2 protein-coding genes (both only partly in view) are annotated in these 26,696 nt (G+C 69.3%); both read left to right on the forward strand.

Annotated elements, in window-relative coordinates; all coding sequences use genetic code 11:
• On the forward strand, positions 1–18,211 hold the 3' portion of the coding sequence (locus GTV32_RS21650; protein WP_161062066.1) for a non-ribosomal peptide synthase/polyketide synthase. The gene continues 8,720 nt to the left of window position 1, outside the view; only the last 18,211 of its 26,931 coding nucleotides appear in the window; the start codon falls outside the window, past its left edge; its stop codon occupies positions 18,209–18,211.
• Positions 18,208–26,696, forward strand: partial view of a non-ribosomal peptide synthetase gene (locus GTV32_RS21655; protein WP_161062067.1) — the 5' portion only. It continues 667 nt past the right edge of the window; 8,489 of the gene's 9,156 nt are visible here — the first part of the coding sequence; the start codon lies at positions 18,208–18,210; its stop codon lies off the right edge, out of view. The genes GTV32_RS21650 and GTV32_RS21655 overlap by 4 nt, the downstream gene beginning before the upstream one ends.

Genomic DNA, 26,696 nt, shown 5'->3' on the forward strand with positions numbered 1-26,696 from the left:
GATCTACGGTGGCGCGGAACTGGCTGCGCTGATCGGCCGGTACCGGGTCACCGATGCCCTGATCACGCCGACCGTGCTCGCCACCGTCGATCCGGCGGGTCTCACCACACTCAAGCACCTGGCCACGGGTGGTGAAGCCTGTCCGCCCGAGCTGATCGAACGCTGGGCGATCGACGGGCGCGCACTGTTCAACTTCTACGGGCCGTCGGAGACGACGATCTGGGCCACTGCGGGCCGGTCCCTGCCGGGTCGACCGGTCACCATCGGTCGTCCGATCCGCGGTTTCACCGCCTACATCCTCGATGAGCGCCTGAACCCGGTGCCGCACGGGGTCATCGGAGAGCTGTACCTCTCCGCCCCCGGCCTCGCACGGGGGTACCTGGAGCGGGCGGGCCTCACCGCCGCACGGTTCGTCGCGGATCCTCTCGGGCTGCCCGGTTCCCGCCTGTACGCGACCGGCGACCTGGTCCGGCGCACCCCGGCCGGCGAGATCGAGTTCGCCGGACGTGCCGACCATCAGGTGAAGATCAACGGTCAGCGAGTGGAACTCGGTGAGATCGACGCCGTTCTCACCGTGTCCCCGGGAGTCGCGCAAGCGCTGACCCTGGGTGCGAAGGATGCCGCGGGCCGGACTCGGCTCGTCGGTTATCTCGTCGCCGAGGAGCAGGCCACACTCGACACCGCCGCGGTGATCGGTGAGGCCGGACAGCGTCTCGCCGCGCACATGGTGCCCGCTCAGGTCATCGTGCTCGATGCGCTGCCCCTGACGCCGGCAGGCAAGCTGGACCGGGCAGCACTGCCCGAACCCGATTTCGTGGCCGCCACCGAATTCGTCCCACCCGCCACCGAGGCGGAACGTGCATTGGCCGCCATCGTCGCCGGACTTCTCGGCGCCGACGCGGTGGGTGCCACCGACTCGTTCTTCACCCTCGGCGGCGACAGCATCATGTCCATCCAACTGGCCTCGGCCGCCAAGTCCGCGGGTCTGGCATTGACGCCTCGGGACATCTTCGAACACAAGACGATCCGCTCCATGGCCGCCGCCGCAGGGGTGGTCGGTGCCGCGGCGGAGCCGCTGGCGGAGCTGCCCGACGGACCGTCCGGCGACATGGTGATCCTGCCGATCGTCGACTGGATGATCGAACACGCCGAGTCGCCCGCCGACTTCGCCGATTTCTCGCAGGCCAATCTCCTCCATCTTCCGGCGGAGCTCACCGCAGAAGACCTGCGGCACATGCTCGCCGCACTCGTCGCCGCCCATCCGATGCTGACCGCCCGGCTGCGTGAGGTCGACGGGCGATGGCATCTCGACACCGGTGCGACCGCGCACACCGAGCGGCTGGTGCGGTGTGTAGGGGTGGACGCGGCGGCCGGCAGTGCCGAGTTCGCGCGGGCGATCACCGACCGGCATGCCGAGGTGCTCGGGGAACTGGATCCCGCGACGGGTGACATCCTGCGCTGCGTCGTGCTGGTGCCGGACACCGACGAGGCACCCGCCGCCGACGCGGCCGTCGGTACCGGTGCCCGTCTGCTGATCGTCATCCACCACCTCGCCGTCGACGCGGTGTCCTGGCCGACGATCGTCGTCGACCTGGCGACCATGTGGTCCCAGCTGGGGTCCGGCCTCGCGCCCGCTCCACAACCGGAGGGCACCTCGGCCCGCCGGTGGTCGGCACTGCTCGCCGATCGCGCTGCCGACCGCGTGCGGGAGTTGCCCTATTGGCTGGAGAGGCTGCCCGCCGACCCGCCACGTCTCGGCCGCGAACTCGATCGCGTCGAAACCCCGTCGCGACAGGATGATTCGGCGGCGCGGCCCGTGACGGTCCCGGTGCTGGTGGACGCAGACACCACACGGGCGCTGCTCACCACGGTGCCGGAGGCGTTCGGCGCGGGCACCCAGGACGCGCTGCTCGCCGCTCTGGCGCGGGCCGTGCACGGGTGGACGGGCGTTCACCGAGCGGGCACCGAGGAGGCGGTGGTCTTCGGCGTGGAGGGCCACGGCCGGGAGACCGAGGTCGCGACTCGCGGCGACGACCCGCGAACGGCCGACCTGTCGCGCACGGTCGGATGGTTCACCACCATCTCCCCGGTGCGTATCCCGGTGCGGCGCAACCACGATGTCGTGCGCACGGTCAAGGAGGCCAAGGAAGAACTCCGCGGCCGCGAAGACCACGGCCTCGGATTCGGCATCCTGCGCTACCTGGCGCCACGTGTCCTCGCCGAGGGCGACACCGATGCCGCCACCGTGGCCCAACTGACCGAGCTCGGCCGCCGGCCGTTGCCTGCGATCGGCTTCAACTACTTCGGCAACGTCGCGGCGGCGGACCGGCAGGACACGGGATCCGCGAGCGAGGCATTCGTGCCGTCGGGCGACGATGTCGAGCTCCCGTCGACGGTCAGCGGTGCTCTGGTCACACCACATGTGCTGTCGGTCGACGTGCAGACCGTCGTGATCGACGGGCATCGACGACTGCGCGCATCGTTCGCCTACCGGCCGGGTTCGCTGACCGACGACGAGGTCACCGAGCTCGGCCGCCGCTGGACCGCCGAGCTGACCGCCATCGTCGCGGCGACCGAGGTGTCGGATCCCGGCCCGTCGCCGTCGGATCTCATCGGACCGCCACTACGCCAGGACGAGATCGACGATCTGACCACCCGCTATCCCGGTGCCGAGATCTGGCCGCTCACACCTCTGCAACAGGGGCTCTACTTCCAGGCCGAACTCGGTGCTCCCGCGGACGGCCGGGGGTCGGCCGCCGCAGAAATCGACGTCTATGTGACCCAGGCCGTCATCGAGCTCGCCGGCGAGCTGGACGCCGAGCGGATGCGCACGGCCACCACGACTCTTCTGGATCACCACCGTGTCCTGCGGTCGGGATATGTACGGACCACCGACGGTGCCGTCGTGGCGGTGGTCCCACCCCATGTCGAGCCGGAGTGGACCACGATCGATCTGCGGGGCGAGACTGATGAATCCGGTGACTCCGCGGCCGGCCGCGACGACCGCCTCGAATCGATCGTGGAGGAGCAGCTGCGCCGCCCGTTCGCTCTCGAGGAGCCCGGCCTCGTCCGATTCGCGCTGGTGCTGCAGCCCGGTGCACGCGCAGCGCTCGTCGTCACCAGTCATCACCTCGTCGTCGACGGGTGGTCGGGACCGCTGATCGTCGGTGACCTGTTCGCCATGTACTTCGGCGGTCGCCCGCTGACCTCCACCGACAGCGGCGATTTCGCCACGTTCCTGAAGTGGCTCGCCCGCCGCGACGAGGCGGCGGCGCGTGCGGTCTGGTCGGAAGCGCTGGCCGGCCTCGACGGTCCGACCGTCGTCGCGCCCGGCCGGATCGCCACCGATGATGCGCGGCCGCGCGATCACCGCATCGACATCGGCGCAGACCTGGGGGTCGCCCTCGGCCACGCCGCCCGCCGACTCGGCGTCACCACCTCGACCCTGCTCCAGTTCGGCTGGGCGGTGCTGTTGTCCCGCCTCACCGGCCAGACCACGGTGGGCTTCGGCGAGACGGTGTCCGGGCGGCCCGCCGACATCGACGGCGTCGAACAGATGGTCGGCCTGTTCATCAACACCTTGCCGGTCGCGGTCACGATCGATCCGGACCAGCGGATCGACGACGCGGTACGCGCCCTGCAGGACACCAAGACCCGACTGCTCGACCACCAGCACATGGGTCTGGCGGAGATCGCCGCGGCCACCGGCCACCACGCGCTGTTCGACACGCTCACCGTCTACGAGTCCTATCCGGTGGATGCGGATGCGATCGCCGACAACGGCCAGTCGTCCGAGCTGCAGATCACCGGGATCCGCACCGGCGACGCCACGCACTACCCCCTCAACCTGATCGCCGCGCCGGCCCGCGGGGCATCGGGGTCGACCTCCGAAGCGCCGGTTGCGGGACTGTCGCTCCAGCTCAAGTACCTGCCGGATGCGTTCTCCGAAGCCGAGATCGAGAACCTCGGCAACGCGTACGCGCAGATCCTGATCGCCTTGGGCACCGACGATCCCGGCCGTGTCGGAGATGTCGATCTGCTGGCGCCGGCCGAGCGCGGCACCATCGAGAGCTGGAGCCACGGCACCCTGACCGGAGAGGTCTCCGACTTCGTCGGCGCCGGTCCTGCTGCGTATGCCGCCCACACGCCGACCGCTGTCGCGGCCGTCGACGGTGATCGCGAGATCACCTACGGCGAGTTCACCGCGCAGGTGAACGCGATGGCCCGCTCGCTGATTGCCGCCGGGGTCGGACCCGACGACGCGGTGGGCATCTGCCTGCCCCGGTCGATCGAGATGCTCGTCGCGGTCCACGCGATCACCGTCGCCGGCGGCCAGTACGTGCCGATCGACACCGAGGCACCTGCCGACCGGGTGCGATACATGATCGACACAGCTTCGGTGACAAGGGTTCTCATCGGGACCGGGGACGTCCCCGCGGCGATCGCCGCAGCGGGCGTCACGACCGTGGTGGTGGACGCGAGTGTTCCGGCCGACGTGACCGCGCCGGTCACCGATGCCGACCGCCGCGCGCCGTTGCGCCCGGAGCACGCCGCTTACACCATCTTCACCTCCGGATCGACAGGTCGGCCCAAGGGAGTCACCGTCTCCCACCGGTCGGTCGTGAACCGGCTCCGGTGGGGCATCGAGACATTCGGCGATGTCGAGGCGGGCTCGGCCACCATCCTGAAGACGCCCTACACCTTCGATGTGTCGGTTCCGGAGTTGTTCGCGCCGTTCCTGATCGGCGCCCGGGTGATCGTCGCCCGACCCGGTGGTCATGCCGACCCCGCATACCTCGCCGACCTGATCGCCCGGCACGGGATCGCCGCGGTCGACTTCGTCCCGTCGATGCTCGCCGCGTTCCTCGACATCGTCGACGACGAGCATCTCGCTGCGATGACCGGGCTGCGTCACCTCTACATCGCGGGTGAGGCGCTACCGCCTGCGCTGGCCCGCGTTGCCCGGGAACGTCTCCCACACGTGTCGCTGCACAACCTGTACGGGCCCACCGAAGCCGCGATCGAGGTGACCGCGCAGGCCGTGGGGACCGTTGAGGAGCACGCCACGGTGGTACCGATCGGCAGTCCGGTCTGGAACACCACGGTGTGGATCCTCGACGACCGGATGCGGCCGGTGCCGCCGGGGATCGCCGGTGAGCTGTACCTCGGCGGTGTCCAGATCGCCCGCGGTTATGCGGCGCGTCCGGATCTCACCGCGGAGCGCTTCGTGGCGGATCCGTTCGGCAACGGTGCCCGGCTCTACCGCACCGGTGACCTGGTGCGCTGGAATCACGAGGGCGAGATCGAGTATCTGGGACGCACCGACTTCCAGGTGAAATTGCGCGGCCAGCGCATCGAACTCGGCGAGATCGAGTCGGTACTGACGTCGGCACCCGGTGTGGTGCACGCGGCCGCCACCGTCACGACCGCCGCCGGCGGCGCCGAACATCTCGTCGCGTACGTGGCAGGCGGTCCCGGCCATTCCCTCGATCTCGACGCGGTCCGCGACTCGGTGGCCGGTGCGCTACCCGAATACATGCGGCCCACCGTGTGGATGCCCCTCGAGGACGTGCCGCTCGGCAGCACGGGCAAACTCGACCGCCGGGCCCTGCCCGAACCGGAGTTCGTCACCGGTGAACTCGTCGCACCGGCCGGAGAGATCGAGGAGACGATCGCGCAGGTCTTCGCCGACGTCCTCGGCGTGGACCGGGTCTCGGTGACCGACAGCTTCTTCGATCTCGGCGGCAATTCGCTCTCGGCCACCCGGGTCACCGCGCGCATCGGCGGTGCCCTCAAGGCCGACGTCGGAGTCCGCGAGTTGTTCGAGGCCCCCACGGTCCGTGATCTCGCACGCCGCGTCGATGCGGGGGGTCACCACGTCGAACCGTTGGTCCCCGGTCCTCGACCGGAGTTCATCCCGCTGTCCACCGCTCAACAGCGGATGTGGTTCATCAACCGGTTCGAACCGGGGTCCCCGGCATACAACCTGCCGGTGGGACTACGACTGCGCGGCCCCGTCGACATCGACGCATTGCGCGGCGCGCTCGGCGACGTCGTGGAGCGGCACGAGACATTGCGCACCGTGTTCCCGGCCTCGGACGGACGCGCACACCAGGTGATCGTCGGCGCCGACGAGGCCCGAGCGAACCTCGACTGGGCCGAGATCACTGATCCGACAGCGGCTTTCGAGGCAATTGCGACGGTGGCCACCACCGGATTCGACGTCACCACCGACATGCCGATCCGCGCCCGGATCGCATCGCTGGGAACCGACGACCATCTCTTCCTCGTCGTCACCCATCACATCGCGGCCGATGGCGAATCGACCGGCCCGATGGTGCGTGACCTGCTGAGCGCCTACGAGGCGCGTCGCCACGGGCGGACCCCAGACCTGCCTGCGCCCGCCGTCGGCTTCGCCGACTTCGCCCTCTGGCAGCACCGCGTGCTCGGTGACAGCGATGACCCGGCCTCGGTTCTCGGACGGCAGGTCGACCACTGGACACGCGCCCTCGAGGGGCTGCCCGACCTGCTCACCCTGCCGACCGACCACATCCGCCCGCCGGTGGCGAGCATGCGCGGGGCGAACATCCGTTTCACCATCCCGAGCGACACGAGACGCGGCATCGTCGCCCTCGCCGGTGAACTCGGGGCCACCGAGTTCATGGTGCTGCACGCGGCCCTCGCGGTGCTCCTCGCGCGGTTGTCCGGCACCTCCGACATCGCGATCGGCACCCCGGTCGCCGGGCGCGGGCGCGCCGAGCTCGACGAGATCGTCGGCATGTTCGTCAACACACTGGTGTTGCGCACCGAGATCGACTCCGCGATGGGATTCGCCGACGTCGTCGCGACCACTCGGACCGCCGATCTCGACGCCTTCGCCAACGCCGATCTGCCGTTCGAACATCTTGTGGAGAAACTGAACCCGGTGCGTTCCGAGGCGTTCGCACCACTGACCCAGGTCATGCTGGCCTACCAGCGTGCGATCTCCGACGAGGTCTCGCTGCCCGGGCTCACCGTCACGCCGATCGACGCCGGCGCACCGTCGGCGAAGGTGGACCTCACCATCGAGGTCTCGCCCGAGAGCGCCGACGACGCGGCAGCGGCGCTCGGCGGCAACATCATCTATGCGACCGACCTGTTCACCGAGGCGACGATCGTCGAGTTCGCCGCCCGCTTCGAGCGACTGCTCGGTGAACTCGTCACCGCGCCGCACACACCCGTCGGGGATGTCGAGTTGCTCAGCGAGAGCGACCGCCGTCGGCAGCATGCCCGCTCGGCCGGACTCGACAAGGAGGTGCCGCGCGACACCGTGCCCATCGCGCTGGTCCGGCAGGCCACCGCGACGCCCTCGGCCACCGCACTGATCTCCGGTGACCGAACCCTGACCTATCGCGAGTTCAGCGCGCGGGTGAACATGTTGGCCCGCGAACTCATCGCGGTCGGCGTGGCGCCGGATACCGCGGTGGCCGTGTGCATTCCGCGCTCGATCGACATGGTGGTGGCGATCCACGCCGTCGTCACGGCAGGTGGTCAGTACGTCCCGATCGACACCTCGGTGCCCACCGACCGCGCTCGGTACATGATCGACACCGCAGGTGTCGAGGTGGTGTTGGTCGGTGCGCACGCCGACCGTCCGGCGGCGATCGACGACCTCGCGGGCGAACTCCAGGTCGTCGAGGTGGACGCCGGGGGAGAGGTCGATCTCGACGACCCGTCGTGCGCCACGGTGACCGACGACGACCGCCATGCGCCCCTTAGGCCCGAGCATGCGGTCTACACGATCTTCACGTCCGGTTCGACGGGCCGGCCGAAGGGCGTGACCCTGCCCCATGACGCGGTGGTCAACCGCCTGTGGTGGGGTCTCGACGAGCTGCCCATCGACTCGAGTGACGCGGTGATGCTCAAGACGCCGTACACATTCGACTGCTCTGTCCCGGAGATCTTCGCCCCGCTGATGGTCGGTGCGCGGATGGTGGTGCTGCGGGCAGACGGGCATCTCGACCCCGTCCACGTCGCCGAGCAGATCGCCGCCCACCGCGTCACGATGGTGCATTTCGTGCCGTCGATGCTGTCGGTCTTCCTGGAGGTGGCCGGCGCCGAACGGGTGCGGGCGCTCGAATCCCTCCGGATCGTCTCGACGACCGGAGAGGCGTTGCCACCCGCGGTGGCCGCGGGAACGCGCGCGTTGCTGCCGGAGGTGTTGTTCTACAACCTCTACGGCCCGACGGAGGCTGCCGTCGAGATCACCTACCAGCGCATCGACGAGGTGGACCATGACGCCACTTCGACGGCCATCGGTGTGCCGGTCTGGAACTCGACGTCGTATGTCCTCGACGCCCGGTTGCATCCGGTACCCGCAGGGGTGTCCGGCGAGCTGTATGTCGGCGGGGTGCAGTTGGCGCGCGGGTACGCGGCGCGGCCGGACCTGACCGCGGAGCGGTTTGTCGCCGATCCCTTCGGCGAACCGGGTTCGCGTCTCTACCGCACCGGAGATCTCGTCCGGTGGAACACGCGCGGCGAACTGGATTACCTGGGCCGCGCCGACTTCCAGGTGAAGCTGCGTGGCCAGCGGATCGAACTCGGCGAGATCGAGGCCGCCATCGCCGAGGCCCGCGGGGTGGTCCACGTGGCTGCCACGGTGGCCGACGGTCCCGACGGTGGACAACATCTCGTCGCCTACGTGGCGGGCGCATCGGGACAAGCGGTCGACCTCGACCACGTCAAGGCGGTGACGGCCGAGGCGCTGCCGGAGTACATGCGGCCGTCGGTGTGGATGGTGCTCGACGACATCGCGCTGAACTCGGCGGGCAAACTGGATCGTCGGGCCCTGCCGGAGCCGGAGTTCGTCGCAGGTGAATACGTGGCACCGGAAACCGATGCGGAGGCAGCCGTCGCCGGCGTGTTCGCCGACGTGCTCGGTCTGGACCGGGTATCGGTGGTCGACGCATTCTTCGACCTCGGCGGTAATTCGCTGTCTGCCACGCGGGTCGCCGCTCGGGTCGGCGAAGCGTTGGGGGTGGAGGTTCCGGTGCGAGCGCTGTTCGATGCGCCCACCGCACGCGACCTCGCGACCGCACTCGGCCGCGTGGCGACATCGCGAACACGGATCGCCACCGGTCCGGCGTTGGCGCCGCAGCCCCGTCCCGAACGGATCCCGCTGTCGTTCGCGCAGCAGCGGATGTGGTTCATCAACCGCCTCGACCCCGGCTCGCCCGCCTACAACATCCCGGTGGTTCTCCGAATTCGCGGTGAGATCGACCTCGACGACATGCGGCAGGCACTCGACGACGTCGTCGCGCGCCACGAGGTACTGCGGACGCGGTATCCGGAGAGCGCCGACGGGTTGCCGTACCAGCAGATCCTCCCCGCGGCACAGTCGACGACCGACTGGGCGGTCGGGAGCGAGGACGACGCCCTGGCGATCGTGCGTCGCGGTTTCGACGTCACCGCGGAGCTGCCCCTCCGTGCGCGGATCGCACGCGTAGGCACTGATCCCGTCGAACACCTGTTGGTGCTCGTGACCCACCACATCGCGACAGACGGCGAATCGTGCTCCGTGCTCGCCCGCGATCTGATCACCGCCTACGGCGCCCGGCACGCGGGACAGGTACCGCGATGGGCCGAACTCGAGCTCCAGTACGCCGATTACACGCTCTGGCAGCGCGAGCAGATGGGCGAACCGGATGACGAGGATTCGGCCATCGCTCGCCAACTCTCGTTCTGGCGCGCGGAGCTCACCGGCCTACCCGACGCGATCGAGTTGCCGACCGACCGTCCGCGGCCACGGGTCTCGACGATGCGCAGCGGCACCGTCGATTTCGTGGTCGACGGTCCGCTCCGGAGCGCTGTCGAGACCGCGGCACGCGGGCACGGTGCAACCCTGTTCATGGCGCTCCACACTGCCCTCGCCATCGTGCTCGCACGTATGTCGGCGACCCGTGACATCGCCGTCGCCACCCCGATCGCGGGACGTGGCCACGCCGCGCTCGACGACTTGATCGGCATGTTCGTCAACACGCTGGTGCTGCGAGCAGAGGTCGATCCCGAGGTCTCGGTGGGCGCTCTCATCGACGACGTGAAGCGTGTGGATCTCGATGCCTTCGCACACGCGGACGTCCCGTTCGAACAGGTCGTCGAGGCCCTCGATCCGGTGCGGTCGGAGGCGTTCGAACCACTCGCGCAGGTGATGCTCATCCTGGAGCAGGCCGGTGGCGGTGTCGCCGGTGACACCACCGCGATCGATGTCGGCGGCGTCGAGATCAGCGCGGTCGACCCCGACGCCGACGCAGCCAAATTCGACCTGACATTCGGACTGCAGGACAACGGTGCACAACTCGCCGGCAAGATCATCTATGCCGCAGATCTTTTCGATGAACCGACGGTGCAGCGACTGGTTCGCGCATTCCTCAGGATTCTCGAGGCGATCGGCGATCGCACCGATGCGTTGGTCGGCGACATCCGCATCCTCACCGAGGCAGAGGTCGACGAGCAACTCGCGATCTCCGCGGGCGAGTCCGCCGAGATCGGCAGCATGCTGCTCACCGACCTCGTACGCGAGTTCGGCCAGGACCATCCCACCGCGCCGGCGCTCCGGCACGGCCACCGTGTCGTCGAGCACCGCGAGTTCGCCTCGAGGGTCAATGTCCTGGCGCGCGAACTGATCGACCGCGGCGTCGGTCCCGATGTGGCGGTAGGCGTGTGCATCCCACGGTCGGTCGAGATGGTCGTCGCCATCCATGCGGTGGTCACGGCGGGCGGCCAGTACGTGCCGATCGATGTCGGGGCGCCGGTGGACCGGGTGGAGTACATGCTGACGACCGCCGCAGCGCCCCTGGTGATCGTCGACGGCGGACGTTCCGCGATCGACGATCTGTCGGTCGATACGGTGGTGGTGGACTGCTCCGGCAGCGAGATCCCCGAGGCGGCCCCGGTGACCGACGCCGACCGGATCTCCCCGCTGCGTCCTCAGCACGCCGCGTACACGATCTTCACCTCCGGGTCGACCGGCCGTCCGAAGGGGGTGACCCTGTCGCACGAGGCGGTGGTGAACCGCCTTCGGTGGGGCCTGGCGCAACTGCCGATCGACGCCTCGGACACGGTGCTGCTCAAGACTCCCTACACGTTCGACGTCTCGGTGCCGGAACTGTTCGCCCCGTTGGCGGTCGGTGCGACGATGCTGGTGCTCGATGCCGACGGACACCTCGACCCGAACCGTGTGGCCGACGAGATCGACCGTCATGGCGCCACCATGGTGCATTTCGTGCCGTCCATGTTGTCGGTTTTCCTCGACGTGGTCGGACCGGCACGCGTGCGGTCCCTCACCACCGTGCGGATCATCTCGACAACCGGAGAGGCGCTGCCGCCGGCGATCGCAGCGCAGGTCCGGGAACTCTTGCCGGCCGTCGATTTCTACAATCTCTACGGTCCCACCGAGGCAGCGGTGGAGATCACCTTCGAGCCGATCGAAGCGGTCGGCGGCGATCAGGGCACCGTGTCGATCGGTGTGCCGGTGTGGAACTCGACCGCGTATGTCCTCGACGGCCGGTTACAGCCGGTCCCGACGGGGGTGCCCGGCGAACTGTATGTGGGGGGCGTCCAGCTCGCACGCGGTTATGCCGCCCGGCCGGATCTCAGCGCCGAACGGTTCGTCGCCGACCCGTTCGGTGCCTCCGGTGCGCGGATGTACCGGACCGGTGATCTGGTCCGACGTCACGGTGACGGCCGCCTGGATTATCTGGGCCGCACCGACTTCCAGGTGAAGCTGCGTGGTCAGCGCATCGAGCTCGGCGAGATCGAGGCAGTGCTGGCATCGGCGCCGGGCGTGATGCACGCGGTGGCCACGGTGGCTACCGCCCCCGGCGGCGGCGAGCACCTCGTCGCCTACCTCGCCGGCGCCCCGGACACCGCACCCGATCTCGATGAACTCCGTGCCTTCGTGGCCGCCGCACTTCCGGAGTACATGCGCCCGACCGCGTGGACGGTGCTCGACCGGCTGCCGTTGAACTCGGCCGGAAAGCTCGATCGCAAGGCACTGCCCGCTCCCGAGTTCGGCGCGCCGGAGATGGGGTACGTGGCGCCGGAAACCGACACCGAACGCGCCATCGCGAATGTCGTCGCCGAAGTGCTCGGACTCGACGAGGTGTCGGTCACCGAGTCGTTCTTCGGTCTCGGTGGCGACTCCATCATGTCGATCCGGCTCTCGAGTTTGCTGCGGGCCTCGGGGATCGAGGTGAGCCCGCGGGCCATCTTCGAGTACAAGACGATCCGTGCCATCGCCAGGGCGACCGCGCACCGCGCCGTCGACGCGCTTCCCGAGTACGAGGGTGGCGGTTTCGGACCCGTCACGCTGCCTCCGGGCGTGCGTTGGATGCTCGAGTTGTCCGACGTCGCAGCAGATTTCGCCGACTTCTCGCAGACGGTCACCCTGACTCTGCCCGCCGCCGTCGACCTCGATGATCTGCGGGCGATGTTCGACGGCGTCGTGGCCAATCATCCGATGCTCACGGCGACTCTCGTCGAGACACCCGACGACGGGTGGCTGCTCACCGCAGGCGCGGCCGCCTTCGACCCGGCAGCCGCCGTCCGCATCGTCGAGACCGACGCCGTTGCGGGTACCCCCGCCTTCGACGACCTGCTGCGCACCGAACACCGCGCCGCACTGGGCCGCCTCGACCCGACGGCCGGACACCTCGTCGAGGCCACCGGGCTACGCTCACGGGCCGGCGGTGCGGGTCGACTGATGATCGCGGTGCACCACATCGCGATGGACATCGTCTCGTGGCCGGTCCTCGCCGGAGAACTCGGCACCGCCTGGGCGCAGCGCTGTGCCGGGGCGTCGATCGACCTGCCGGGCGAGGTGACGTCGGTTCGCCGGTGGGCCGGGGTGCTCGACGACCTCGCGCGGACGCGCCAGTCCGAAATGGCATTGTGGCAAGATCGGCTGCCGCGTCGCGACACCGTCCTCGGCCGGCGGCTGGACCGGACGCGCCACCGCGAACGCAGCGTGCAGACCGTGACGTCGACGGTCGACACGACGATCTCGGAAGCCGTTCTGACCCGCGTGGCCTCGGCATTCCGCACCGACCCGAACGGCATCCTGATCGCCGCGCTCGCCGATGCGGTCCAGCGTTGGCAGAGGCGTCAGGCCGAGTACGCCGACGCCGACCACGACGTGTCCATCATGGTGGAGGGGCATGGGCGTGAAGAGCAGGTCCAGCCCGGTGCCGATCTGTCGCGCACGGTCGGGTGGTTCACCGCCTTCACTCCGGTGCGGCTCGATTCGCCGGACGTGGAGCGTACCCGGGTCGACACGGTGCGTGCGGTCAAGGAGATGCTCGCGACCACCCCGGACAAGGGCCTCGGTTTCGCGCCGCTGCGCTACGCGGACGCGAGCGAACTCCGTGACCGTGCGTTGCCGCCGGTGCTCTACAACTTCATGGGTGTCACAGGCGAGGTCTCCGCGGAATCCACTCCGGTCGTGGATGATCCCGGATTCGCGATCGCCGCGGATGTGCCGACACTGCCGGGCACGATCGCCGGCGGGATGCGCGCACTCGCCGCGCTCAACGTGCATGTCCACATCGCCGCCGGCGCACACGGTCGCGAGATCGTCGCGGCCTTCGGACATCCGGCCGACGCGCTGACCAGCTCGGAGGTCGAGGAGATCGCCGCCGGATTCCGGGACGCGCTGGCGGTGCTCGTCGACGAGGTCGACCGTGTCGGCGACATGGGCCCCACGCCGTCGGATGTGCCCGGTGCCGATCTCACCCAGCTCGATATCGACGACCTCGCGACGCGCTACCCGGCCGCCGACCTCTGGCCGATGTCGCCGCTGCAGCAAGGCCTGTACATCGAGGCTGCCCGCCACGCCGGTGCCGACGATTCGGTCGACGTCTACGTCACCCAATCCGTCATCCGGCTGGACGGAGATCAAGACGCTGACAGGCTACGACGCGCCGCCGCGCGTCTGCTCCGACGACATCGAGTGTTGCGCTCCGGCTTCGTGCAGCCGGCCAGTGGCGCGCTCGCCGTCGTGGTGCCCGATGATGTCGAACTGCCTTGGCGAACAGTCGATCTGAGTGGGTTCAGCGATGCCGAGGCGGACGTCCGGCTGGCTCGGATCGCCACCGGTGAGCGGATCGAGCGATTCGATCTCGCGGCGCCGCCGCTGATCCGCTTCGTGCTCGCCACCCTTCCCGGGTCTCGCGCCGCGCTGATCGTGACCAACCATCACCTCCTGTTCGACGGGTGGTCCGGGCCCCTGGTGCTGGCCGATCTGATCGAGGGTTACGTCGTCGACGACGATGAGGCCCTCTCGTCGACAACCGACTACGCGGATTTCCTGGCCTGGTTGTACCGGCAGGACCGCGACGCCGCCGTCGACGCGTGGCGTGACGAACTCTCCATCGTGGACGGGCCGACGCTGGTCTCGACCGGTGCCGCGGCGACCGTGGAGGAGATGCCGGCCGAGCACGCGGTGTTCGTCGGCCCCGACACCACGCGCCGGCTCGAGGAGTTCGCCCGCACCCGCAACGTGACCTTGTCGACGGTTGTCCAGTTCGCCTGGGGCGTTCTGCTGTCCCGGATGACGGGCCAGGAGACGGTGACCTTCGGCGAGACGGTGTCGGGACGCCCACCGGAGATCGACGGCGTCGAGTCGATGATCGGCCTCTTCATCAACACGCTGCCGGTGGCGGTGGCCGTCGATCCGCGCACAACGGTCGCCGACGCGATCTCCGCCTTGCAGGAGAGCAAGACCCGACTGCTCGACCATCAGCACCTGGGCCTCCCGCAGATCGCCGAGGCCGTCGGCGAGATCGGTTTCGACACGCTCACCATCTTCGAGTCATATCCGGTGGACGGTGACGCGGTCGCCGATGGGAGCAGGGCGGCCGGGCTCCGCATCGCCGGCATCGATTTCACCGATGCCACCCATTACCCGCTCAACCTGTTCAGCACGCCGACCCGGGATGACCTGGGACTCAACGTCAAATACCTGCCGAGCGCATTCTCCGACGACGAGGTGGCCGGATTCGCGGCCGCCGTGGTGTCGATCCTGACCGGCGTCGTCGAGAGCCCGGACATGACGATCGGCGAGATCGATCTCCTGAGCGGACCGGCGCGGGCCGCGGCGCTGGCACGCGCGACCGGGGACGAGGTGGCGGTCCGGACCGAGACCGTCGACCAGCTCGTCGCCGCACGTGTCGCCGCCCGCCCCGACGACACGGCCGTGGTGTTCGACGACCGCGTCGTCGCCTACCGCGAGTTCGGGGCGCGCGCCGCCACCCTCGCCCGCGAGCTCATCGCGCTCGGCGTCGGTCCCGACGTCGCGGTGGCCGTGAGCATTCCGCGCTCGGTGGAGATGATGGTCGCCATCCATGCGATCGTCGCGGCCGGAGGACAGTACGTCCCGATCGACGTCGACACCCCTGCCGACCGAGCCGGGTACATGCTCGCGACGGCGGGTGCCGCCGCCCTCCTCGTCGGACCCGACGACGCGACGGCCCGCCAGGTCCGGGTGGCCGCCGACACAGCCGACGCCCCGGTCGTCACCGTCGATTGTTCGGGTCCGGTCGACGGTCCCGTCGAGCCCGTCTCCGACGCCGAACGCCACGCGGCGGTCACCGGCGACAATGCGATCTACACCATCTTCACCTCGGGTTCGACGGGGCGGCCGAAGGGTGTCACCCTCACCCATGCCGCCGTCGTCAACCGGCTCTGGTGGGGCCTGGACCGCTTCCCGCTCACCGCAGACGACGTGGTGGTGCAGAAGACCCCGTACACATTCGACTGTTCGGTGCCGGAGCTCTTCGCGCCGTTCGTGGCCGGCGCGCAGCTGTTGGTGGCCCGCCCCGGCGGACACGCCGACCCGATCTATCTCGCCGATCTGATCGCCGAGCACCGCGCGACGATGGTGCACTTCGTGCCGTCGATGCTGTCGGTCTTCGTCGATGTCGCCGGCCCCGAGCGTCTTTCGCGCTTGACCTCGCTCAGGTATCTGTCCACCACCGGGGAGGCGTTGCCGCCTGCGGTCGCGGCCGAGGTCCGGGCATCGATACCCGACGCCGCGTTCTACAACCTCTACGGGCCCACCGAAGCGGCAGTCGAGATCACGTATCAGCGTGTCGAGACCGTCGACGAGTCCGCCAGCTCGGTGCCGATCGGCCTGCCGTTCTGGAATTCGACCGCGTACGTGCTGGATTCGCGATTGCGGCCGGTGGCCCCGGGGATCCCCGGTGAGCTCTATCTCGGTGGGGTGCAGCTCGCCCGCGGTTACGCCTCGCGTAGCGACCTGACCGCCGAGCGGTTCGTCGCCGATCCATTCGGGGCGCCCGGCGCGCGCCTCTACCGCACCGGCGACCTGGTGTCTGTCGACGGCGACGGTCAGATCGTCTACCTGGGGCGCACCGACTTCCAGGTCAAGCTGCGCGGACAACGCATCGAGCTCGGTGAGATCGAGGCCGCGATCGCGGCGGCACCGGGCGTCGTCCACGCCGCCGCCACCGTCTCGGCCGCGCCTGGAGGTGCCGATCACCTGGTGGCGTATGTGGCGTCGATTCCCGGCGGCAGCCTCGACCTCGATGAGGTCAGACATGCCGTGTCCGTTGCATTGCCGGAGTACATGCGCCCGACGGTGTGGATGGTTCTCGACGAGATACCGCTCAACAGCGCAGGCAAGCTGGACCGCCGGGCGCTGCCCGAGCCGGTCTTCACCGAAGGGGAGTTCGTCCCGGCATCGACCCGCACCGAGCAGACGATCGCCGACGTGTTCGCCGAGGTGCTCGGCATGGCACGGGTGTCGGTGACCGACAGCTTCTTCGAACTCGGCGGCAACTCGCTGTCCGCGACCAGGGTCGCGGCCCGGATCGGTGACGCCCTCGACTCGGCCGTCGCGGTGCGGGATCTGTTCGACGCGCCAACCGTCCGGGAACTCGCCGAGGCACTCGCGCCCGGCACCGGGCGGGCGAGGCCGCCGTTGGTCGCCGGTGCGAGGCCTGCGCAACCGCCGTTGTCGTATGCGCAGCAGCGGATGTGGTTCATCAATCAGTTCGACACATCGTCGTCTGCGTACAACATCCCGGTCGCCTTGCGGCTGACCGGCATCCTGGATCTCGCGGCGCTGCGGACGGCGCTCGACGACGTGATGGCGCGTCACGAGGTGCTGCGGACCGTGTTCCCCGCGTCCGAGGGTCGTCCCTATCAGCAGATTCTCGACACCGAATCGGCAGCCTCACAGCTGGATTGGGCCCTTGTCGACACCGCGGAGCTCGCCATGTCGGTGGCCGCGGAGGGATTCGATGTGAGCGCCGAACTGCCGATGCGGGGACGGGTCGCCACGCTGGCCGACGGCGACCATCTCGTCGTGCTGGTGGTGCACCACATCGCCGCCGACGGCGAATCCGGACCGGTACTCGCGCGCGATCTGATCGCGGCGTACACGGCCCGGGCGAGGGACGAAGAACCGCACCTGCCCCCGTTGCCCGTCCAGTTCGCCGATTTCGCGCTCTGGCAACACCGGGTGCTCGGAGACCCGGAGGATCCGTCGTCGCCGGTCCGCGAGCAACTCGACCACTGGTCCACCCGCCTCGCCGGCCTGCCGGATGTGCTGGATCTCCCCACCGACCGCCCGCGTCCCGCCGTCGCCTCACTGCGAGGAGCGACCGTCGACTTCGAGATCCCGGCGGAGGTCGCCGACCGCGTGCGCGACATCGCACGATCCCACGGTGCCACCGAGTTCATGGTGCTGCACGCCGCCTTGACGGCATGGCTGGCCCGCCTGTCGTCGAGCACCGACATCGTTGTCGGCACCCCTATCGCCGGTCGCGGTGAGGAAGTGCTCGACGACCTCGTGGGCATGTTCGTCAACACCCTGGTGCTGCGGGCGCCGGGCGAGGCGGAGATGCCGTTCGCCGAACTGGTCGATGCGGTACGTGCCATCGACCTCGACGCGTTCGCCCACGCCGACATCCCGTTCGAACAACTTGTGGACCACCTGAATCCGGTTCGGTCGGAAGCCTTCGCCCCGCTCACCCAGGTGCTGCTGACCGTCGACCAGACACCGACCGACCGGACGAACGGTGAGTCGATGGCCGCCGTCACCGCCGACGGCCTGACCATCGAACCGGTCGATCCGGGCGCAGCCTCCGCGAAGGTGGACCTGACGGTCGGATTCGCCACCGATGCCCCGGTCGACCGTGGCGTGGCTCGATGATCTACGCGACCGATCTGTTCGATGCCGACACCGCGCGGTCGATGATCGATCGACTGTCCCGGATTCTCGACGCGGTCACTGCCGCACCGCACCGTGCCATCGGCGACGTGCCGATGCTCGCAGACACCGAATCGGCGGAGCTCACGCCGGTGTCGGGTGGGCCGGGTGCCGGACCGGTGGTCCTCGCAGATCTGTTCGCCGCCGCCGCGGACCGGTGGCCGGATCGGGTCGCGGTCGTCGATGCCCACGGTGAGGAGCGCACGTACGCCGAACTCGATGAGCGGTCGAACCGTCTGGCGCGGTGGCTGATCGGACAGGGGATCGGCGTCGAATCCCTGGTCGCTCTGGCGATCGGCCGGTCCGCTGACCTGCTCACCGCGATCTGGGCGGTTGCGAAGACCGGTGCCGGCTATGTCCCCATCGACCCCGACTATCCGGCCGCTCGTGTCGCGTCCATGGTCACCGATTCCGGTGCCGCACTCGGACTCACGGTGTCTCGCGCCGGTGCGCTGCCCGACGAGGGCTTCGAGTGGCTGCGCCTGGATGCCGACGACGTGGCCGCGCAGATCGCCGCCCTCGACGCTTCCGCCCTCGACGAGGAGCGTGCCGTGGTCCGGCCGGACAACGTGGCCTACGTGATCTACACCTCGGGTTCGACCGGCCGGCCGAAGGGCGTCTCGGTCACGCATTCGGGTCTGGCGAACTTCGCGGCGCAGGAGATGACCCGTCTGGGCGTCCGCGCAGACGACGACCATCCGCCGCGTGTCCTCGGTTTCGCGTCACCGAGTTTCGACGCGTCGGTGCTGGAATACCTGCTCGCCACCGCCGCCGGGGGCGCCGTGATCTACCGTGCGGACGACGCGGTCGGCGGTGAACTGCTGCAATCCTTCATGCGTGCGCAGCGCATCACCCACACGTTCCTGACCCCGACGGTGGTCGCCACGCTGGAGCCGGGAACGCTGCCGGATCTGTCGGCATTGATGGCCGGCGGTGAGGCGGTACCGCAGTCGCTCGTCGGGGCCTGGTCGCCGCATGTCGCCGTCCACAATCTCTACGGTCCCACCGAGACCACCATCGGCCTCACCTTGTCGGCGCCGATGGTGGCGGGCGCCCCGGTGTGGCTGGGCGGGCCGCTGGCCGGTGTCGGACTGCTGGTTCTCGACGACCGGATGCGGCCGGTTCCCGTCGGCGTGACCGGCGAGCTCTATGCAACCGGGGTCGCCCTCTCACGCGGATATCTCGATCGCCCAGCACTCACCGCCGAACGATTCGTCGCGAATCCGTATGGCGCGGAAGGCGAGCGGATGTACCGGACCGGCGACGTCGTGCGCTGGCGTCGCGACCGTAGCGACGCCCTCGTCGTCGAGTACTCGGGCCGCAGCGACGACCAGGTGAAACTGCGTGGTCTACGCATCGAACTCGGCGAGATCGAATCGGTCCTCACCGCATATCCGGGTGTCACGACGGCGGTGGTCGTCGGCATCGGCGGCTCCGTCGCCACCGCGCTGGCCGCGTATCTTGTCGCCGACCGGCTGGTCGACGTCGAAGCACTGAGAACAGCGGTGGGTGAACAACTGCCGGCCTTCATGGTGCCCTCGTCGGTGACCTTCCTCGACGCCCTGCCGCTGACGCCGGTGGGCAAATTGGACAAGGCCGCACTTCCCGAGCCGGTGCTCGAGTCCGCGACACATGTGGCACCGGACACCGCACAGGAAAGGACGGTGGCCCGGGTGTTCGCCGAGGTCCTCGGCGTCGACGACGTCGGGGCGACCGACGATTTCTTCGCGCTCGGCGGCAACTCGCTGTCGGCGACCCGTGTGGTCGCACGACTTGCCGAGGCGCTGGAACTCGATCTCGCGGTGCGTGATCTGTTCGAGGCGCCGACCGTCCGTGCCCTCGCCGGACGACTCGTCGCCGGGTCCGGGGCCGTCGAACCGATCGTCGCCGGGCCGCGCCCGGACCGTATCCGGCTCTCCAATGCGCAGCAACGCATGTGGTTCCTCAACCAGTTCGACAGTGGCTCACCGGCTTACAACATCCCGGTGGCGATGCGCCTGGAAGGGCCGCTCGACGGCGGCGTGTTGCGCGCGGCTCTCCTCGATGTGATGACCCGGCACGAGGTGCTGCGCACCGTCTATCCGCAGCTCGACGGTGATCCCGTCCAGCAGATCCTGACCTCCGAGGAGGCCGCGAACCGACTCGACTGGGACATCGCCGACTCCGAACGCGATCTGTTCGCCGCGGCCACCATCGGGTTCGACGTGACCGCGGAATTGCCCATCCGTGCGCGACTGCTGCAAACCGGACCGGCCGACCACGTCCTGATGCTCGTCGCGCATCACATCTCCGCGGACGGTGAGTCGATGCGGCCGCTGATGCACGACCTGGTGCTCGCGCATCAGGCCCGCGCGGCCGGACGTGCGCCCGACTTCGAGCCGCTGAGCGTGCAGTTCGCCGATGTCGCGCTATGGCAGGAACGTGTCCTCGGGTCCGCCGACGACCCGTCGTCGGTGCTGGGTGAGCAGCTCGCCTACTGGACCGATCACCTCGCGGGGCTCCCGGACGTCCTCGAACTCCCGACCGATCACCCGCGTCCGCAGGTCGCCTCGATGCGCGGCGGCCTCGTCGAGTACTCGATCCCGCGCCATACCGCCGAACGCATCGAGTCGCTGGCGCGGGAACAGGGCGTCACCGAGTTCATGGTGCTGCACGCCGTGCTGGCGGTCCTGCTCGCCCGGCTGTCGGCGACGCAGGACATCGCGATCGCCACCCCGACCGCCGGTCGTGGGCAGGCCGTCCTCGACGACCTCGTGGGCATGTTCGTCAACACGCTGGTGCTGCGGACCGACATCGAGGGTTCGGCAACCTTCGACGATGTGCTGCAGCTGATCAAGCGCACCGATCTCGACGCGCTCGCCAACGCCGACGTGCCGTTCGAATATCTGGTGGAGCGACTCGATCCGCTGCGCTCGGAGGCGTTCGCGCCGCTGACGCAGGTGATGCTCTCGTTCGACCAGAGCCTGGTGCAGGCGGGTGACTCGCTCGCCACGATGGCCGACGTCGCCGGCGATCGCCCGGCAGACGACGATCCGACCGGTCTGCGGGTGACCCCAGTGGTCGACCCGGGGGTGCCGCCTGCGCGACTCGACCTGTCGTTCGGGGTGGCGACGAACGGTGCCGACGGTGGCTGGCGCGGCGACATCGTCTACGCCGCCGACCTGTTCGATCGTGTCACCGTGCGAACCTTCGCCGACCGATTCGTCCGGCTGCTCGACACGCTGACCGCTGAGCCGCAGCGGCCGGTGGGTGACGCGGAGATCCTGGATCGGTCGGAGCGTCACGAGGACTCCGAGCGCGCACAGGGCGCGGACGTGCTGGTGAGTGACGAGTTCATCGGCGACGTGGTGGCCCGGCAGGCGCGCAGGACCCCGTCGGCCACCGCGCTGCGATTCGGCGACCGCGCAGTCGGATACGCGGAGTTCACCGGCCGGGTCAATGCCCTGGCGCGCGAATTGATCTCGCGCGGCGTCGGTCCCGACGTCGCGGTGGGTGTCTGCATGCCGCGTTCGGTCGAGATGGTGGTCGCCATCCATGCCGTCGTAACCGCAGGCGGGCAGTATGTCCCGATCGACACCGCTGCTCCGGTCGAGCGCATCGGATACATGGTGGACACCGCCGGGGTGGCGTTGGTGCTGGTGGCACCCGACGCGACGCCGTCCGCACTGGGAGAGGTCGACGTCGACGTGCTCACGGTCGACACCGGTGCAGGTCTCGCCGGTGACACCGCACCGGTGACCGACGCCGACCGTCTCGCGCCGCTGCGGCCCGAGCACGCGATGTACACGATCTTCACCTCCGGATCGACCGGCAGGCCGAAGGGTGTGACCCTGTCGCACGAGGCGGTCCTGAACCGGTTGTGGTGGGGTCTGCACCAGCTGCCCATCGGTACCGCGGACACCGTCGTGCTCAAGACCCCGTACACCTTCGACTGCTCGGTGCCGGAACTGTTCGCGCCGTTGATGATCGGTGCGCAGACGCTGGTCCTGGCCGCAGAGGGACACCTCGACCCGGTGTACGTGGCCGAGCAGATCGCCGAGCACCGGGCCACCATGGTCCACTTCGTGCCGTCGATGCTGTCGGTCTTCCTCGAACTGGCCGGACCCGAGCGGCTGGCCACCCTCGACACCGTCCGAATCCTCTCGACGACAGGTGAGGCGCTGCCGCCCGCGGTGGCCGCCCAGACACGCGCCCGGTTGCCCGGTGCCGACCTGTTCAACCTCTACGGCCCGACCGAGGCCGCGGTGGAGATCACCTATCAACACGTCGACACGGTCGACGAGGACGATTCGACCACCCCGATCGGTGTGCCGGTGTGGAATTCGACGTCTCATGTCCTCGACGGACGCCTGCGGCCGGTACCCGCCGGCGTCGCGGGCGAACTGTACGTCGGGGGTGTGCAGCTCGCCCGCGGGTACGCGGCACGGCCGGACCTGACCGCGGAGCGGTTCGTCGCGGACCCGTTCGGCGAGCCCGGTTCGCGGCTGTACCGAACCGGCGACCTGGTGCGGGTGAACCATCAGGGCGAGCTCGAGTACCTGGGTCGCACCGATTTCCAGGTCAAGCTGCGCGGCCAGCGAATCGAGCTCGGCGAGATCGAGTCCGTGCTGGCCGGGGCGCCCGGCGTGGTTCACGCGGTGGCCACCGTTGTCACGGCGCCTGCGGGTGGCGAACACCTGGTCGCCTATCTCGCCGGCGACGCCATCGACGTCGACGTGATCAAACACGATGTCGCTCAGGCGCTCCCGGAGTACATGCGCCCATCGGTGTGGACGGTGCTCGACGACATCCCGCGCAACACCGCGGGCAAACTCGACCGCCGTGCGCTGCCGGAGCCCGATTTCGCCTCGGCGGGCGAGTTCGTCGCTCCGTCGGGCGCCCTCGAAGAGCTCGTGGCGCAGGTGTTCGCCGACGTTCTCGGCGTGGACCGGATCGGCGTCACCGAGAGCTTCTTCGACATCGGTGGCAACTCGCTGTCGGCGACGCGGGTGGTGGCGCGGCTGGCCGAGGCGCTCGATGCGCAGGTGCCGGTCCGCATGCTGTTCGACGCCCCGTCGGTGCGTGAACTGGTCGCCCTGGTGGCGCCCGGTTCCGGTCAGCAGGCGACGTCCATCGTCGCCGTCACGCCGCGCCCGGACGAGATCCCGCTCTCACTTGCGCAGCAACGTATGTGGTTCATCAACCGCTTCGACCCGTCCGCGACGACCTACAACATCCCGATCGTCCTTCGACTCGAGGGTGACCTCGACGCCGGCGCCCTGAGGACGGCGATGACGGATGTGGTGACTCGCCATGAGATATTGCGGACGACCTATCCGGAGCGCGACGGCATTCCCCGCCAACTCGTGCATGACGTCGATGAGCCGGGCGGGCGTCCGGACTGGGCCGTGGTCGACACCCGCGCGGATCTGGAGAGCGCGGTTTCACGCGGCTTCGATGTGACATCGGAATCGCCAGTCCGAGTGCGTCTCTGGAGTTCCTCGGCAGACGACCACATCCTCGCCGTGGTGGTGCACCACATCGCTGCCGACGGCGAATCGATCGCCCCGCTGGTCGCCGATGTGATGACCGCCTACGCCGCCCGCCGTCGCGGTACACCCGCGGACCGGCCCGCCCTCGCCGTCCAGTTCGCCGACTACGCACTCTGGCAGCAGCGCGAACTCGGCTCACCCGACGACCCGCAGTCGGTCATCGGACGCCAACTCGACTTCTGGGGTCGCGAGCTCGCGGGTCTGCCCGACGTGCTCGAAATGCCGACCGATCGTCCGCGTCCGGCAGTGGCGGGCCACCGGGGTGCGGTGAGCCACTTCGAGATCCCGGCCGCGATCGCCGGACGGATCGGTGGGCTCGCGCAGGCACATGCGGCGACACCGTTCATGGTGGTGCAGAGCGCTCTGGCTGTGCTGCTCGCGCGTCTGGCGGCCGCCGACGACATAGCCATCGGCACACCGACCGCCGGGCGCGGGCACCGGGTGCTCGACGACCTCGTCGGCATGTTCGTCAACACCCTGGTACTGCGGACACAGGTGGATCCGTCGATGCCGTTCGGGGAGCTGATCGACGTGGTGCGGCGGGTCGACGTGAGCGCCTTCGAGCATGCCGACGTGCCGTTCGAGGCGGTCGTCGAGCGACTCAATCCGGTGCGGTCGGAGGCTTTCGCCCCGCTGACGCAGGTGTCGCTCACCTTCGATCAGTCCGCGATGACGGATTTCGCACCGGCAGCCCTCGCCGGCGCGGAGATCGACGGAATGCAGATCACCCCACTCACGGCCCCGGAGGTCTCGGCCAAGGTGGATCTCACGGTCGCGGTGTCCGCGGCCCCGGAGGGGCAGCCGTGGGCGGGGTCGATCGTCTTCGCCACCGACCTCTTCGACGAGCCGACGGTCGCCACTTTCGCCCGCCGCCTGATCGCGCTGCTCGACACGGTGACCGCGGTGCCGGAGATCGCTGTGGGGGATGTCGATCTGCTCGAAGACACCGAGCGCGCGCAGCTCGTGCCGGTGTCCGGCCCGGCCTCCGACGGACAGGTGCTGCTCGGCGAGATGTTCGATCGGTCGGCGCGGGAATGGCCCGGGCGCGAGGCCGTGGTCGACGCGATGGGCGGCAGACTCACCTACGCCGAGTTGGACGCGCGCGCGAATCGTCTGTCGAGAGTCCTGATCGCTCTGGGTGTGGGTCCGGATTCGCGGGTGGCACTGGCGATCCCGCGTTCGGTCGAGCTGATGACCGCGATCTGGGCGGTGGTGCGGGCCGGCGGGGCCTTCGTCCCGATCGACCCGGATTACCCGCGTGATCGCGTCCTGACGATGATCGACGATTGCGGAGCCGAGCTGGGACTGACCGTGCCGGCCGTCGCGGACCTCACCGACACCGGACCGCGCTGGCTGACCATGACCGGCGACGAGATCCGCGGACATGGGCTCGGTGACACCGAGATCTCGGCGGACCCCTTGTCGCCGAACGAACTACGCGGCGTCCCACGCCCGGACAACCTGGCGTACGTGATCTACACGTCGGGATCGACCGGGCGGCCGAAGGGGGTCGCGGTGACCCACCGGGGGCTCTACGACTTCACGATGGGGTCGATCGAATCCATTCCGTACGAGGCGGGCTCGCGCACTCTTGGCTACGTGTCGCCGAGTTTCGACGTCTCGATCTTCGAACTGGTCGTCACGATGTTCGGTGGTGGTGCCCTGATCTATCGTCCGGCCGACGCAGTGGGCGGTGACGATCTCCACCGGTATCTCGTGGAGCAGCGGATCACCCATGCGATGGTGCCGACGAGCGTGGCCGCCACACTGAGCGCCGAGGGACTGCCCGACCTGAAGTCACTGACCACCGGCGGTGAGGTGGTTCCGCAGACACTTGTCGACGAGTGGGCCCCACATGTCGACCTGTACAACGCGTACGGGCCCACCGAGACGACGATCGCCGTCACCTACACGCCACCGTTGCTCGCGGGCGAGCCGGTCTACGTCGGCAGCCCGTTCCGCGGGGTGCGGCTGGTGGTGCTCGACGAACGGCTGCGCCCGGTGCCGTTCGGCACGGCAGGCGAGCTCTACGTGGTCGGGAAGGCAGTGGCGCGTGGCTATCTCGGGCGACCCGGCCAGACCGCGGCGAGTTTCGTCGCCACTCCGTACGGCGATCCGGGTGAACTGATGTACCGCACCGGTGACGTGGTCCGCTGGGCCCTCGACCGCGCCGGACGGTACACGATCGAGTTCGGCGGCCGCAGCGACGACCAGGTGAAGCTGCGCGGCTTGCGAATCGAGCTCGGCGAGATCGAGACCGTCCTCGGAGAGCATCCCGACGTGCGGCGGGCCGTGGTCCTCGGTGTCGGAGCGCCGGTTTCGGCGCTCGCCGCCTACGTCGTCGGCGACCCGGACCTCGACGTCGGTGGACTTCGGGACCATCTCGCCGATCGTCTTCCGCGACACATGATCCCCGCGTCGTTCACAGTGCTCGACACCCTGCCGATGACGCCGGTCGGAAAGCTCGACAAACGGGCTCTGCCGCAGCCGGTGTCGGAGCCGACGGCCTACGTCGAACCCTCCACGGAATCGGAGCGGCAGGTGGCTGCGGTGTTCGCGGACATCCTCGACGTCGACCGGGTGAGCGCGACCGACGGCTTCTTCGATCTGGGCGGCAACTCACTGTCGGCCACGCGGGTGGTGTCCCGGCTGCGCGATCACGCACCGCACGTGGAACTCGCGTGGCTGTTCAGCGACCCGACCGTGAGCGGTGTGGCCGCACGCATCGACGCAGGAACCGACAGCGCGGTCGGGGAGACCCTGTTGGCGTTGCGGCGCGGCGGGAACCGGTCGCCGCTGTTCTGTGTCCATCCGGCCGGCGGGTTGGCGTGGTTCTACGGTGGACTCGCCCCGTATCTGGAGGGTCGGCCCATCTACGGCCTCCAGGACCCACATGT

Origin of the sequence: Gordonia sp. SID5947 (assembly GCF_009862785.1) — a bacterium.
Lineage (GTDB): Bacteria > Actinomycetota > Actinomycetes > Mycobacteriales > Mycobacteriaceae > Gordonia.